This is a genomic window from Anaeromassilibacillus sp. 1001302B_160321_C8 (genome assembly GCF_015554745.1).
Lineage (GTDB): Bacteria > Bacillota > Clostridia > Oscillospirales > Acutalibacteraceae > Anaeromassilibacillus > Anaeromassilibacillus stercoravium.
In genome coordinates, this window is record NZ_JADNJD010000006.1 from 70,731 (window position 1) to 84,177 (window position 13,447).

Consider the following 13,447-nt stretch of genomic DNA (forward strand, 5'->3'; position numbering starts at 1 on the left):
AAGTGGAGCAAATCGGATTTTCTGAAAATAATTTGTAGAAAACGGCAAATTTACCTTGTATCTGTCCGCTCTTCGTGGTAACATAGATAAGAATAGGGGCAATGAATGCCCATCGGAGGTGTTTGTTTTTCATGAAGGACGAGACACTTTTCAACCTGTCTTACGGGATGTATGCGATTGGTGTAAAAAATGACAAAAAGGTTTCTGCTTGTATCGTCAATACAGTTTTTCAAGTGACGAATACGCCGAATCAAATTGCCCTCAGCATGAACCGCGACAATTATAGCTATGAATGTATCAAAAAGGAAGGAATCTTCACGGTTTCTGTGCTCTCCGAGGATACCTCTGGTGCGGTGATTGGAGCGTTGGGCTTTAATTCCGGACGGGACACGGACAAGCTCAAGAATGTCCGCCATAAGATCTTGGTGGAAGGGCTGCCCGTTGTGAAGGAGAATATTTGTTGCTGGTTCCTTTGTAAGGTCGTAAACAGTGTAGATACGCCAACACATACGATTTTCATTGCAGAAGTGGTGGCGGGCAGCGACACGTCCAAGGGGAAACCGATGACCTACGATTATTACCACAAGGTCATCAAAGGGACGGCACCCAAAAATGCACCTACTTACCGCGCGACCGAGGCAGTGGACGACCACAACGATGGCGAGGAGTTTATTTGTACCATCTGCGGCTATGTGTATGACGATCCCGACCTTTCCTTTGAAGAGCTTCCGGATGATTGGGTCTGTCCGATTTGTGGTGCGCCAAAGAGCGCATTTAAGCGTCAATAGTTGTAATCTTTAGAGACCACCAGCGGCGTAGGGAAAACGGATAAAAAGTTGGATTTCCTAAGCTGGTTGCGGTTTCTAAGAGGCTCACTCCGAAGCGGATAAACTGCTTCGGGCGGGCCTTTTTTTTCGGTGAATGCGGTGGAGAAATGGCCTTTTAGGGACAGAAGTGCGCCGCAAAATGGGGGAAGAAGATTATAAAAGAAAGATCTATCTTCGGAGGAATTTTATACTAGAAGGACTTCCCATGTTTTTGAGTGCATTTTTTGAAAAGGGTTTCTCTGACCGATTCATAAATCATATGGTTTTTCCGTCGAAAAATGGTTTGTGCGGAGAAGCCGAAAGGAAATGAGGAGAGTACCATGTCAAGCAAAATTATCCAGGTCAACGAACGGCCGCCTCTCAGCCAGGCCATCCCCTTAAGTATCCAGCACATGTTTGCCATGTTCGGCGCTTCAGTGTTGGTGCCCTCGGTCTTTGGCATTGACCCGGCGATCGTTCTATTGATGAACGGCGTTGGAACCCTGTTGTTCATCCTGATTACCAAAGGCCGTGCGCCGGCATACCTCGGTTCCAGCTTCGCCTTCCTTGCGGCGGGAGGGGTTGTCATTCAGAAGTATGGCTTTGAATATGCCCAGGGCGGCTTTGTGGCCGTGGGCATTTGTGGCTGTATTTTGGCGCTGATTGTCTATAAGTTCGGAACCAATTGGATCGATTACGTATTGCCCCCAGCGGCTATGGGGCCGGTGGTGGCGTTGATTGGCCTGGAGTTGGCATCCAATGCTGCCAGCAATGCCGGCCTGCTGGACGAAACCATCGACATGAAAAACGTTGTCGTGTTCCTGATTACCCTCTGTGTAGCGGTATTCGGTTCAATCCTGTTCCGTAAATTCCTCGCCGTGATCCCGATTCTTATTGCGATCATTGCAGGATATGTTGCAGCATGCATCGCAGGGATTGTTGATTTTCAGACGGTTGCCGATGCGTCGTTCTTTTCGTTGCCGCATTTCCAACTGGCAAAGTTCAATATGGAGGCCATTGTCACGATGCTGCCAGTATTGTTGGTGATTGCCTCGGAGCATATTGGCCACCAGATTGTCACCAGCAAGGTGGTCGGTCGTGATTTGCTGAAAGATCCGGGCTTGCATCGCTCCCTGTTTGCAGATAACTTTTCTACGGCGCTTTCCGGCTTGATTGGCTCTGTCCCGACAACGACTTATGGCGAGAACATCGGCGTAATGGCGATGACCAAAGTGTATAGCGTTTGGGTTATCGGTGGGGCGGCTGTATTCTCTATGGTCTGCGCATTTATTGGCAAACTTTCTGCGCTTATCAGCAGCATCCCAGGGCCGGTTATCGGCGGCATTTCTTTCCTGCTGTATGGGATGATTGGTGCTTCTGGCCTACGTATCCTCGTAGACGCTAAGGTCGATTATGGTAAGGCGAGAAATCAGGCCCTGACTGCGGTTGTATTCGTTACCGGGCTTTCCGGTATTTCGCTGAATTTTGGCGGCGTCCAGCTTACGGGAATGGTTCTTGCCTGTGTCGTCGGCATGATTATGGGCCTGTTGTTCTATATTTTTGATAAGCTCCATTGGACCAATGACCGGGAAGAAGAAGAGGAAGTAGTCGAAGCTTCGGTGGCGTCCTCTCTCGAAAAGAAATAAGATTTTGCCTCTAGAGTAAAAAATGCCCATCGCTATAAAACGATGGGCATTTTTTAACGTCTGGATTTTAAGAAATTTTTTCGATTTTAGTTACCGTAACCCCTTCCGTATCGGTGCCATGAATGGTGCCATCGTAATAGACACGCAGCATGTCCCCAATAATTAGCCCGTCTGGCTCGTTGACTTCTGCACCTTCTTTATTAAAGAGAAGTTCTTTGCCATCTGCCGTTTGGATAGTGATGGTGTTCATCGTTCCATCCTGGAGGACTCCATCGACATAAGTGGGTTCTACACTGGAAGAGGAGGGATTAACAACGGTAAAACCTTCCTTTACTTCCTCCAAAGTAATGGCCATTTTGTCATAAAGCGCTGCTGTTTCCTCGTCGGTGACAGGATTTTCTGTTGGGATATCCGCAAGATAGACGGTGTTAGAAGTCTCTTGGAGCAGAGAAGGAAGCTCCGCGCCGATGGCACTCTGATCGTCCCACCATGCTTTGGGTGCAGCCCAAATAGAGAGCAAAGGCGTGTCGGCATTCCCTTTAAACAGAAAATCTACGTGGCTGTATTCGATATCCTGGGAACTCATCACATCGTCTTTGACTACCTTGACGGTGTAGTCATCCTTACTCCAGCGAGATGGTACAGTAAATGTAAAATCCATTCCATCAAAGCTAAGTGTTTGAGGGACGCTGGATTCGGAAGAGACGGGCGGTTCGCTAGAGGGCAGCATAGAAGATTCATTGCCACCATTGGTGCAGGCGCAGATGGAGATCGCCAAAAATGCGGCAAGGAATAGTACAAGTGTTTTTTTCATAGAAATACCTCCTTAAAAGAGGGGAAGCAGCAAATCTGTACACTTCCCAAGTGTATCGCTTGGCCTTATGACGCACCCATTTTACCGCGAAACGTTGGAAAAAGAAAGAAACAGTTTGTTAACTTTCATGACAATTCTGTTGGAACTTATTTGGCACAAAGGCGGTGCAGATCTTGGACGAATTCCCGAACCGCCTCCTCCGGAGTGGCCCAAGAGGTCACCAGACGGATCGCTTGATGTTCTGCGTCTACACGGCCCCAGGTTTCAAACGCATAATCTTGTGCGAGCGTTTCGATCAGGGAGTCGGAGAGAATGGGGAAAATCTGATTGGTGGGGGAATCGGAGAAGAAAGCGCAGTCTACAGCGCGCAGGCCTTCCCGTAACAGGTCTGCCATCCGATTGGCATGTTCAGCAAGTTTGTAATAGAGGCCGTCTTCAAAAAGCGCTTCAAACTGCGCGCCAAGCACCAGGCCTTTCGCCAGCATCCCACCGCGCTGCTTTAAAATATAGCGGAAGTCCGGCTTTAATGCGTCATTGCAGATGACCAGCGCCTCACCCAGAAGTGCGCCGTTTTTTGTGCCGCCCACATAGAATGCGTCGGTCAGGGCGCCGATGTCCTGCATAGTGAGATCGCTTGCGCACAGGGCGCTCCCCAGACGTGCGCCATCCATATAGAGATAGAGGCCGTTTTCCCGGCAGCAGCGGTTTAAGGCGGCCAGTTCTGCTTTCGAATAGACAGTTCCACACTCTGAAGAATTAGAGAGATAAGCCAGCTTGGGCTTCACCATATGTTCATCCGGATGTTCCGCCAATACGCGCAGGATTCCCTCCGGCGTAAGCTTGCCGTTTACTCCCGGGGTGGTGCAGACCTTATGGCCGGTAGCTTCGATGGAACCGCTCTCGTGCCCGGCAATATGGCCGGTTTCCGCTGCGATTGCCGCTTCATGCGGACGCAAAAAAGCGGTCAACGCTGTCAGGTTTACCTGTGTGCCGCCTTCCAGAAAATGGACATCCACATCCTCCCGGCCGATTTCTTTCCGGAGAAGATCAGCCGCATGCTTGCAGTGTACATCGTTTCCGTAGGCTGCGTTTTGTTTGCTTCCTGCTTGTTTGAGGGCCTCCAACAGTTTTGGATGGGCGCCTTCGCTATAATCGTTTTGAAAACTGTACTTCAATCGGATTCCCGCCTTTTCTATACAAATTATGTGCGGATATTCCCGCAGGACTTTTAGTATAACATATTTTGCACTGCAAGAGAATAGGCGAGCCGCTTTTCAAGTACTCCAGCTAGGTATATAATAGCGAGGAGTGAATAGTGCGGTGGAGGAGGCGCAAATGAAGATTTTAGTAGACGCGGACGCTTGTCCGGTAAAGGAGATCATTGTGCGGCAGGCGAAAAAGCGGGGCATTCCCGTTGTGATGCTGTTGGATACCAGCCATATTTTGAACGACGGGTATAGCAAGGTGATTACGGTGGATAAAGGGCGCGACAGTGTGGACATCCGTCTGGCGAACCTCCTGGAAGCGGGGGACATCGTCGTGACCCAGGATTTTGGCGTAGCAGCGCTGGCCCTGGGGAAGAGGGCAAAGGCGATGAACCAAAATGGGATGGTCTATGACGACCGCAATATGGATCAACTGTTGTTTGAACGCCATCTTGGACAGAAGATCCGGCGGGCTGGTGGAAGGACCGCTGGGGCGAAAAAGCGTACGCGCTCAGATGATGAATCCTTTGAAAGAGCTTTTATAGACATTTTGGAGAAAAACATCTGAAGCAGGACCAGAGACCTATGGATATAGGCTTGTTTTGATGGATTAGAAATAGCGTTAATTTAAAATGATACATGGCTGTTATGGATAATCTTCAAAATGCTTGACAGAATGAGAAAGACGTGCTTATAATGCCAATGTTTTGCCTATGCATAGACCAATCGGAATGAGGTTGATGATTTGATGTATGATTATGATTTATTGATTATCGGTGCCGGCCCTGCGGGGATTTTTACGGCATTGGAGATGAACCGGCTTGCACCCGAAAAGAAGGTGCTGGTGGTGGATTCTGGAAGCAGCATCGACCACCGGGCTTGCCCGGCCCGCACCAGTGGGCAATGCGCCCACTGCAAGACATGCAGCATCATGAATGGATGGGCAGGCGCCGGCGCGTTTTCCGATGGAAAGCTTTCCCTCTCGGAGGAAGTGGGCGGCAACCTGACCGACTATCTTCCGGTGGATACCGTCCGCCAGCTCATTCATTATGCGGATGAGATTTACCTGCAATTCGGTGCTCCAAAAAAGATTTACGGAAAGAGCGATAAGTTTGCGGAAGAACTCGCCTACGAAGCGCACAAGGAGAACATCCAGTTGATCCCTTGCCCAGTCCGTCATATGGGCACGGAATACTCGTTTGAAGTCCTGCGCGCGATGTATCAATATCTCGCCGCTTGCCCGAATTTTACCTTTTGGGAGCATACGACGGCGGAGACGCTGCTGGTCGAAGAGGGAACCGTGCAGGGAGCGTGGCTGACAAATTCCAAAGGGGAACGAAAGCTTGTGCGGGCGCCCTATGTGATTGCGGCCCCGGGACGCGGCGGTGCGGACTGGTTGCACGGCATCGCTCAGCAGAATGGACTTTCCACCAAAAACAATGCAGTAGACATCGGCGTGCGCGTGGAAGTGCCGAATGCGGTGATGGATCGCTTGACCACCCATTTATACGAGGCGAAGCTCGTTTATTACTCGGACACGTTTGAAAACAAAGTGCGCACCTTCTGCATGAATCCCGGCGGGATTGTCAGCGAGGAGCACTACGACGGAGAGGACGGCGGGATCGCGGTCGTCAATGGCCATTCCTATGCGGATGAGGATAAGCGGACGGAGAACACCAATTTTGCCATGTTGGTTTCCACCGAGTTTACCGAGCCGTTCCACCAGCCGATCGAATACGGCCGCTATATTGCCCAGCTTGGAAACATGCTGACGGGCGGGGGAATTATGGTGCAGCGTTTGGGAGACCTGCTGAAGGGCAGGCGGACGGACGTCTCGCGTTTGAAAAAATCCACGACCATACCCACCCTGAAAAATGCGGTGCCTGGCGACCTCTCCTTTGTCCTGCCGCACCGCCACCTGACCAGCATCGTGGAGGCGCTGCGTGCGTTTGATAAACTGGCGCCGGGATTGTATTCGAAAAACACGCTGCTTTATGGGGTGGAAGTCAAGTTTTATTCCTCCAAAATTGCAGTGCAGAGCAATTTTGAAACAGAAGTCAAGAACTTGTATGCGATTGGCGACGGGGCTGGAATCACCCGCGGCCTGATGCAGGCTTCTGTGACGGGAATAGTTGTGGCGCGCGACATCGCTGAAAAAGCCAAAGCGTAAAAGATGGATATTTCCTTTTTCCGGACCATACAATAGGAAGTGGGAAAGTTACCGTTGATGGAAGGAAAGGGGAATCTTTATGCAGAGGCAAGCAATCCACTATTTTGTGAATAGCAATAGTTCGCGCGGATATGTCAGTTTTTATGAATCCAATTTTGGCGCGCTGGAACGTGTGGTCCCGTTGCATGGCTATCCATTAAAACCCTTGGGAAATCTCTTGGAAGACATCTGCGATTGTGCGGCGGAACAGAAACGGCGAGTGGAATGGATTCACAATTGTCTGGACAATACGCCGGAGGGCATCATTTTGCCAGACCTCTCTGCGGGCGTCATCAATATCCCATTCTATGCAGAGCACAACGCTTTGAATTTGCTGGAGGATTACAATATCCGCCAGACACGAAAGGCGTTGGATGAGGCCCATGCATTGTTTGCAGCAGCGCTGCATATTCACGATGAATGGGAAAAGGTTTACATCGGGAAAATGGATTTTCGTGCGGCCGACGAACTGGCAAAGGAAACGGAAACCAGGTTGATCGGCGACCGCCATACAGAGAAAAAGGGGCGTGCCATTGACCGCTACTTTGGAGCGGCTACAGTCAACGGATCCTTTGATTATATCGCGAATATCACGCAGTGTTTAGGGAAACGGTATTTTATCAAGGGGCGGCCCGGAACAGGAAAATCCACCTTGCTCAAGAAGCTGGTAAAAAAAGCAGTGGACGCCGGATTCGAAGCGGAAGTGTACCACTGCGCGTTTGACCCACAGAGTTTGGATATGCTGGTTGTGCGGGAGTTGGATTTCTGCATCTTTGACAGCACATCCCCACACGAATATTTCCCCTCTTTGCCAACCGACGAGATCATCGATGTATACGAGGCGGCGGTCGAGCCAGGGACGGATGAAAAGAACGCCAAAAAATTGACGCAGTTCCAGCACGATTACAAAGAGCAGGTGGGAAAGGCGACGGAAAAGCTCCGTCTGGCAAAGGAGTCGTATGACCGGGCGCAGCAGACCCATCTTTCCCGATTGGATAAAGCCGCCTGCAAGGAATCCGCCGAGCAGATCAAATCGATTCTCTTTCGAACGTAATAGAGCGATACAGATGAAAAGCGGTATGTGCCGATCCAGTGGGCACATACCGCTTTTGCTTATTCAAGAATCGGAATGGAAATTTTGGTGAGATACTCTTGAGAATCCTGGTTTGTTATTTCGTCCAAGAGGTCGTCCTCATAGGAGTACGGGACTATCGATAACTGGTGATGCCGGATATACGCAGCCAAGCGCTCGTAAGCTTCCGTCATAGAATCATAATCCCCCTTGTGGTATGCAACCACGTACGTCCCAGCCGGCCGGCAATGGAGGAACGAAGGTGGCGTGTCCTCTGAGGCCTGTGAACAGAAATAGTAGGTACAATCTGTAACGTTGCCATCCAGAAGGGCTTTCCAACGAACCACCGTGCCTATGGAATAACTCTGCATCCGATTGTTTCGATTGCATATGCTGAGATATTCCGTCAGGATAGGAAGGTATTCCTGTTCCTCCCAGTTTTGCATCGGTCGGCTCAGGGCCAACCGTCTTTCCGGCTGCTTTTCCAAGAGAATTTTGGTTTCATCCACTTGTAAAGCGTCTTGTGTGGTGGCAATTTTGGATTCCATCATGCGGTGGATCCGTTCCATGTTTTGAAGCGTTTCTTCCAGCTCTCGCTTTTGCTGTGCAAAGAGGCGGATAAACTCCTCCGGGCTGCGGCGGTCGAGATAGGATTTGATTTCCTGGATAGGAGTTCCCATCTCGCGCAGAGTGGCAATCACATTGAATGTTTCAAACTGTAGGTAGGTATAGACACGGTAGCCGTTTTCCAGGACACGCTCCGGCTGAAAAATCCCCACCCGGTCGTAGTACAAAAGCGTTTGTTTGCTGACCCCACAAAGTTTTGCAAATTCTCCCGTTGTAAAGGTCCATTTCATATTTTTCTCAAGCATTGAAAAATCCTCTTGACTATATAGTTACTATATACTTTATCATGGATTTTATCGGGTTGCAATCTAAAAAGAGAGGAGAATTTTTTCGATGAATGCGTTGGCAAGGGAATTTCGCTTTTTCTCCTTGCTGCGGTTTGCAGTGCCTACGATTGTGATGATGCTGGTTTTATCCTTTTATACAGTTGTGGACGGTATCTTTGTATCGCGCTTTGTGGGTTCAAATGCACTGTCTGCGGTCAATATTGCGATGCCATTGGTGAATATTGTTTCTGGAATTGGTGTCATGTTTGCAACCGGCGGCAGTGCGATTGTGGCAAAGGAGATGGGGGAGAATCAAGAGGACCGCGCGAGGGGACATTTTACTTTGATTGTCATTTCGTCCATCGTGGTTGGAATTCTCTTTGCCTTGGTGGGCTTTTTGTTTACAGGGCCAATCGTGCGCGCACTGGGTGCTACGGAACTTTTATATGAGGATTGCTACATCTATTCCTATATCTGCCTGTTATTTGCACCGGCCAATATCGTCAAGTGCCTGTTTGACTACTTCATGGTGACTGCTGGAAAGCCGCAGATCGGCCTGGCGAACAGTGTGCTAGGGGGAGTCATCAACATCGTTTTGGACTATGTCTTTATTGTGCCGATGGGTATGGGTGTGGCAGGCGCGGCCATCGCGACCGGCTTGGGCCAGCTCCTTCCTGCCATTGTGGGAATCCTTTATTTTGTATTTGGCACAAATATCTTACATTTCCAAAAGCCAACCTTTGAGGGGAAGATGTTGGCGCATTGCTGCGTAAACGGCGCCTCGGAGATGGTGACAAACCTTTCGATGGGAATTACCACCTTTCTGTTTAACATGGCAATGCTGCACTACCTCGGCGAAAACGGCGTGGCTGCGATCACGATCGTCCTCTATGCGCAGTTCCTGATGGTTTCCATATTCTTGGGATTTACCTCGGGCGTGGCGCCGGTCATCAGCTTCCACTATGGGGCGCAAAACTGGGAGCAGGAGCGCCGGATCATCCGCTATTGTTACACCTTTCTCATCGCTTGTTCCATCATTACACTGGCGCTGTCCATTCTCTTTGCGCCATTCCTGATGGGCATCTTTTCACCGGAGGGCACGGAGGTATACGATTTGGCGCTGCATGGCTTCTATCTTTTCGTGGGAAGCTTTTTGCCGGTTGGGATCAACATCTTTGCCTCCGGCATGTTCACGGCGTTTTCCAACGGACTGATCTCCGGACTTTTATCCCTGCTGCGCACACTTGTGTTCGTTGTGTTGGGCATTGTACTCCTGCCCTCTTTCCTGGGGTTGGACGGTGTGTGGCTGACAATTCCCGCCGCGGAGCTTGGCGCGATCATTTTCTCCTTGTTTTTTACCTGGAAATACCGCAATCGGTATGGTTACGGGGCAGGGGCGGAACGCTTGAAGAAGGAAAAAGAGGATCTGCAATCGTTACAGGAGGCTTAACAGCCCATATAGGGCAACGAAACAAAGACAAAAAGCCGGATGGAACAACAGACATTCTGTTCTCCATCCGGCTTTTATCGCCGTCATTATTCCGCCAGCGCCCTGGTAAGCCATGCATCCGCAATGTCCATTGCGAGGTAGAGCCCTTCTTTTTCGCTGGTTTTTACAATTTGCTTGCGCGTGCGGATATTGGGGTCGGTATACATCAGCTGTACGGTCACGCGGTCGGCTACATCCATATCTTTGACTTTTTTCTTGCTCTTGATCTCAAGCTTGACTACGTATTTATCCTTCATGCTGCCGTAATAAATCACATCGCCGCACCGCACAAGCGGTTTTCCCTTATAGGTTGGAAATTTCGGCTGATCCTTCTTTTCACTCATAGCTGCAACCATCCTCTTCGATTCGTATTAATATCATTCGTACGGTGATTTATTCGCCCAGATAGGATTTCAGCAACACCTGAAGCAATTCGTCGCGGTCGATCCGGCGGATCAAGCTGCGTGCGTTGTTATGGGTTGTAATATACGTGGGATCCTCCGATAAGATATAGCCGACAAGCTGGCTGATCGGATTATATCCCTTCTCTTTAAGGGCGTCGTACACGATGGTGAGGATCTGTTTGATGTCGTCCTCCCGATTCTGGCCTAGAGAAAAGGTCATCGTCTTATCGTCAAACATGGAAACACCTCCAATGGTTCATACTTCATCCTTGCATAAAATGGGGATTTTATACAACGTGCACCGAAAACACAATGATATTTATAATATATAATACCGCATATAGACCATAATTTCAAGAAGAAATTTATGAACAATTGCCGAATCCAGGACGGACCGGTGTGAGGGGAAACATCCATATGCGTTTTCAGAAGAGGAAATAAAAAGCAAAGAGCCATGCAAAATTTGCATGGCCCTCTTCCAACGTATTTGCAACATTAGGAACGCAAAACCGCGCCGACCTTTTCCAACTCTTCCATGACTTTTTTCATCACACGGTTGGTCTGCTCGTCGGTCAGGGTGCTGTCGCTCGAACGCAGGACGATGTTAAACGCCACGCTCTTTTTGCCAGCTTCAATCTGCGCGCCCTTGTAGACATCGAACAGCTTGATCTTCTCCAGCAGGTTTCCTGCACCGCGCACGATGGCCTTTTCCAGATCCAATACCGGGATGGCGTCGTCGCACAGGAGGGCCAAGTCGCGTGTGACTGCCGGGAACTTCGGCAGGGGCGTGTAGGTTTTGTCCGTCTTGGCATTGGCAAACAGCATGTCCACATCCAGGGTGAAGCAATATACGCGCTCATCAATCCCATAGTTTTCCGCCACTTCGGGGTGGATTTCACCGATCACGCCCAGGCGCTGTCCGCCGATGGTGAGCACCGCGCAGCGGCCGGGATGGTAACTGTATTCCTCGGAAGAAGCGGCGATGTCATAATTCGTAACGGAGAGCTTTTCCAAAAGCTGTTCCGCCATGCCCTTGACGGTGAAGAAATCTGCGTTGTTGCCGTACATGCCAACCACCAGGGTCGCCTTTTCAACCGGCAATTTGTCCTCCGTTGTGGGGATGTATTCGCTGGCCAGCTCGAAGAGGCACGCGGCCTCGTTGCGGTTGTTGTAGTTGCGGGAGAGGACCTCCAACATGGACGGGAGCGCAACGGTGCGCATGATGCTGGTGTCTTCGCCGAGCGGGTTGGAAATCACAATGGATTTGCGCAGCGGGCTGTCCGCAGGCATCCGGATCTTATCGTAGTATTTGGGGCTGATGAACGAATACGTCATGATCTCGCTGGCACCCAAAGCAAACATGGTGTCGCTGATTTTGGAGAGGAACTTCTGACGCGGCGTATATTTACCCTGCGCACCGCCGTTCAGCGAGGTGCCGGGGACCTTATTATAGCCATAGAAGCGCACAATCTCTTCCGCAATATCCGCCTTGTGTTCCAAGTCGGGCCGGAAGGTGGGTACCAAAATGTCGTCGCCATCAAACTGGCAATCGAGCTTTGTCAATGTCGCCTTCATCTCGTCGGCGGAAAGGTTCGTGTCCAGGAAACGGTTGATCCAATCCACATCCAGATGGATTCTGTGGCGCTCTTTGGAGGAATGGTCATCGACGATCACGCCGTCCATGACGTCGCCGGCATCGAGCATCTCCACCAATTCGCAGGCGCGCTCCAATGCAGGCAGGCAGTTGTTGGGGTCCAGCCCCTTCTCGTAACGGGCGGATGCGTCTGTACGCATGCCCTGGTCGCGCGCCGTCGTGCGCACGGAAGAGCCGTTGAAGCAGGCGGATTCAAACACAATCGTAGTGGTGTCGTCCATGATGCCGCTGTATTCGCCGCCCATGACGCCCGCAATGGCAATCGGCTTATGCGCGTCTGCGATGACAAGCTGCTTCTCTGTGAGCTTGCGGTCCACGCCATCCAAGGTGGTGATCGTTTCGCCTGCTTTAGCGCGGCGTACGCGGATGGTCGCATCGTCTACATAGCGCAGGTCAAAGGCGTGCATCGGCTGGCCATATTCGAGCATCACATAGTTGGTGATGTCCACGATGTTGTTGATGGGACGGACACCCATGGCGCGCAGACGCTCGCGCATCCAGCGCGGCGAGGGCTTCACGCGCACATTTTTGACCACTTTCGCCGAATAGATATAGCACAGGTCCGGCTCTTCAATTTTGACGTCCAAAAGCGGCGTGCAATCGCCATGGCCGCCCTTGACAACGGGGGTGTGCAGGTGCAGCTCTTTATCAAAGGTGGCGGCAGCTTCGCGCGCCAGACCAATCACGGAGAAGCAGTCCGGGCGATTGGAGGTGATTTCGAATTCCACCTTGGTGTCGTCAAAGCCAATGGCCTCGCAGATCGGCTTGCCGAGCGTATGGTCGCAGTCATCGCCCAGCATAAAGATCCCGTCCTCGATGGCGTTGGGGAAGTCGTGCTGCGTCAGCCCCAGTTCGCCCAGGGAACAGAGCATTCCGTTGCTCTCCACGCCGCGCAGCTTGCCTTTTTTGATCTTCTTACCGCCCGGCAGCATGGAATTGTGCAGCGCCACCGGGACAAAGTCGTTCTCCTGCAAATTCTGTGCGCCGGTGACAATTTGCAGCGGTTCACCTGCGCCGACGTCGATCTGGCAGATCCAGAGGTGGTCGGAATCCGGATGCCTTTCCAGCTTGAGCACCTGCCCAACCACGACGTTTTCAATCTCGCTGCCTTCTTTTTCCCAGCCCTCTACTTTAGAGCCGCTCATGGTGATCGCTTCGGTGAATGCCCGCATCGGCATTTCATCGAGCGTTACAAATTCTTTCAGCCATCTCATTGAAAGATTCATCGTTCTTTACCACGCTTTCTATATCATCT

The 13,447-nt window shown here is 50.8% G+C and carries 12 protein-coding genes; 6 read left to right on the forward strand and 6 right to left on the reverse strand.

From position 1 onward, the window contains the following. Nucleotides 1-131 precede the first annotated feature (131 nt). Nucleotides 132-788, forward strand: a complete 657-nt coding sequence (locus tag I2E77_RS05805) for a flavin reductase (RefSeq protein WP_087233236.1) — start codon at nucleotides 132-134, stop codon at nucleotides 786-788. Nucleotides 789-1,147: 359 nt separating this feature from the next. Continuing rightward, a complete protein-coding gene (gene uraA / locus I2E77_RS05810) occupies nucleotides 1,148-2,452 on the forward strand; it encodes a uracil permease (RefSeq protein WP_191405596.1) in 1,305 nt (434 codons plus the stop codon). Between the two features lie 67 nt (nucleotides 2,453-2,519). Here uraA and I2E77_RS05815 read toward each other — a convergent pair whose 3' ends face one another. Both I2E77_RS05815 and I2E77_RS05820 read right to left on the reverse strand, forming a co-directional pair. Continuing rightward, entirely contained in the window at nucleotides 2,520-3,266 is a 747-nt protein-coding gene (locus I2E77_RS05815) for a hypothetical protein (RefSeq protein WP_087233242.1), read from the reverse strand. Nucleotides 3,267-3,412: 146 nt separating this feature from the next. Further along, nucleotides 3,413-4,441: a threonine aldolase family protein gene (locus I2E77_RS05820; protein WP_195450801.1), complete on the reverse strand. Its 1,029-nt coding sequence runs from the start codon at nucleotides 4,439-4,441 to the stop codon at nucleotides 3,413-3,415. Nucleotides 4,442-4,601: 160 nt separating this feature from the next. On the opposite strand from I2E77_RS05820, the gene I2E77_RS05825 reads away from it, so the two are divergent. From I2E77_RS05825 to I2E77_RS05835, 3 genes are all read left to right on the forward strand, one after another. Continuing rightward, the gene (locus tag I2E77_RS05825) at nucleotides 4,602-5,039 is read left to right on the forward strand and encodes a YaiI/YqxD family protein (RefSeq protein WP_191362788.1); all 438 of its coding nucleotides are present in this window, start codon (nucleotides 4,602-4,604) and stop codon (nucleotides 5,037-5,039) included. 180 nt (nucleotides 5,040-5,219) lie between these two features. Next, nucleotides 5,220-6,641: an NAD(P)/FAD-dependent oxidoreductase gene (locus I2E77_RS05830; protein ID WP_087233251.1), complete on the forward strand. Its 1,422-nt coding sequence runs from the start codon at nucleotides 5,220-5,222 to the stop codon at nucleotides 6,639-6,641. A 79-nt stretch (nucleotides 6,642-6,720) separates the two neighbouring features. Next, the gene (locus tag I2E77_RS05835) at nucleotides 6,721-7,734 is read left to right on the forward strand and encodes a hypothetical protein (protein ID WP_195450802.1); all 1,014 of its coding nucleotides are present in this window, start codon (nucleotides 6,721-6,723) and stop codon (nucleotides 7,732-7,734) included. Nucleotides 7,735-7,793: 59 nt separating this feature from the next. Here I2E77_RS05835 and I2E77_RS05840 read toward each other — a convergent pair whose 3' ends face one another. Continuing rightward, on the reverse strand, nucleotides 7,794-8,624 hold the full coding sequence (locus I2E77_RS05840) for a MerR family transcriptional regulator (protein ID WP_087233256.1): 831 nt from the start codon (nucleotides 8,622-8,624) through the stop codon (nucleotides 7,794-7,796). Nucleotides 8,625-8,712: 88 nt separating this feature from the next. Here I2E77_RS05840 and I2E77_RS05845 point away from each other — a divergent pair, with 88 nt between their 5' ends. After that, a complete protein-coding gene (locus tag I2E77_RS05845; protein ID WP_191405600.1) occupies nucleotides 8,713-10,095 on the forward strand; it encodes an MATE family efflux transporter in 1,383 nt (460 codons plus the stop codon). 86 nt (nucleotides 10,096-10,181) lie between these two features. On the opposite strand, the gene I2E77_RS05850 is transcribed toward I2E77_RS05845, so the two are convergent. From I2E77_RS05850 to pheT, 3 genes are all read right to left on the reverse strand, one after another. After that, complete coding sequence (locus I2E77_RS05850) at nucleotides 10,182-10,478, reverse strand: hypothetical protein (protein WP_191362792.1); 297 nt, start codon at nucleotides 10,476-10,478, stop codon at nucleotides 10,182-10,184. Between the two features lie 49 nt (nucleotides 10,479-10,527). Next, entirely contained in the window at nucleotides 10,528-10,776 is a 249-nt protein-coding gene (locus I2E77_RS05855) for an IreB family regulatory phosphoprotein (RefSeq protein ID WP_054322992.1), read from the reverse strand. A gap of 257 nt (nucleotides 10,777-11,033) precedes the next feature. After that, nucleotides 11,034-13,418, reverse strand: coding sequence for a phenylalanine--tRNA ligase subunit beta (gene pheT / locus I2E77_RS05860; protein WP_195450803.1), 2,385 nt, complete (start codon nucleotides 13,416-13,418; stop codon nucleotides 11,034-11,036). Nucleotides 13,419-13,447 lie beyond the last annotated feature (29 nt).

What these genes read in the sequence shown, in the direction of transcription:
- I2E77_RS05850 (WP_191362792.1), bottom strand. Translation starts at nt 10,478, where the DNA reads ATGAGTGAAAAGAAGGATCAGCCGAAATTTCCAACCTATAAGGGAAAA.
- I2E77_RS05805 (WP_087233236.1), top strand. Translation starts at nt 132, where the DNA reads ATGAAGGACGAGACACTTTTCAACCTGTCTTACGGGATGTATGCGATT.
- I2E77_RS05815 (WP_087233242.1), bottom strand. Translation starts at nt 3,266, where the DNA reads ATGAAAAAAACACTTGTACTATTCCTTGCCGCATTTTTGGCGATCTCC.
- I2E77_RS05830 (WP_087233251.1), top strand. Translation starts at nt 5,220, where the DNA reads ATGTATGATTATGATTTATTGATTATCGGTGCCGGCCCTGCGGGGATT.
- I2E77_RS05835 (WP_195450802.1), top strand. Translation starts at nt 6,721, where the DNA reads ATGCAGAGGCAAGCAATCCACTATTTTGTGAATAGCAATAGTTCGCGC.
- I2E77_RS05845 (WP_191405600.1), top strand. Translation starts at nt 8,713, where the DNA reads ATGAATGCGTTGGCAAGGGAATTTCGCTTTTTCTCCTTGCTGCGGTTT.
- uraA (WP_191405596.1), top strand. Translation starts at nt 1,148, where the DNA reads ATGTCAAGCAAAATTATCCAGGTCAACGAACGGCCGCCTCTCAGCCAG.
- I2E77_RS05855 (WP_054322992.1), bottom strand. Translation starts at nt 10,776, where the DNA reads ATGTTTGACGATAAGACGATGACCTTTTCTCTAGGCCAGAATCGGGAG.
- I2E77_RS05840 (WP_087233256.1), bottom strand. Translation starts at nt 8,624, where the DNA reads ATGCTTGAGAAAAATATGAAATGGACCTTTACAACGGGAGAATTTGCA.
- pheT (WP_195450803.1), bottom strand. Translation starts at nt 13,418, where the DNA reads ATGAATCTTTCAATGAGATGGCTGAAAGAATTTGTAACGCTCGATGAA.
- I2E77_RS05825 (WP_191362788.1), top strand. Translation starts at nt 4,602, where the DNA reads ATGAAGATTTTAGTAGACGCGGACGCTTGTCCGGTAAAGGAGATCATT.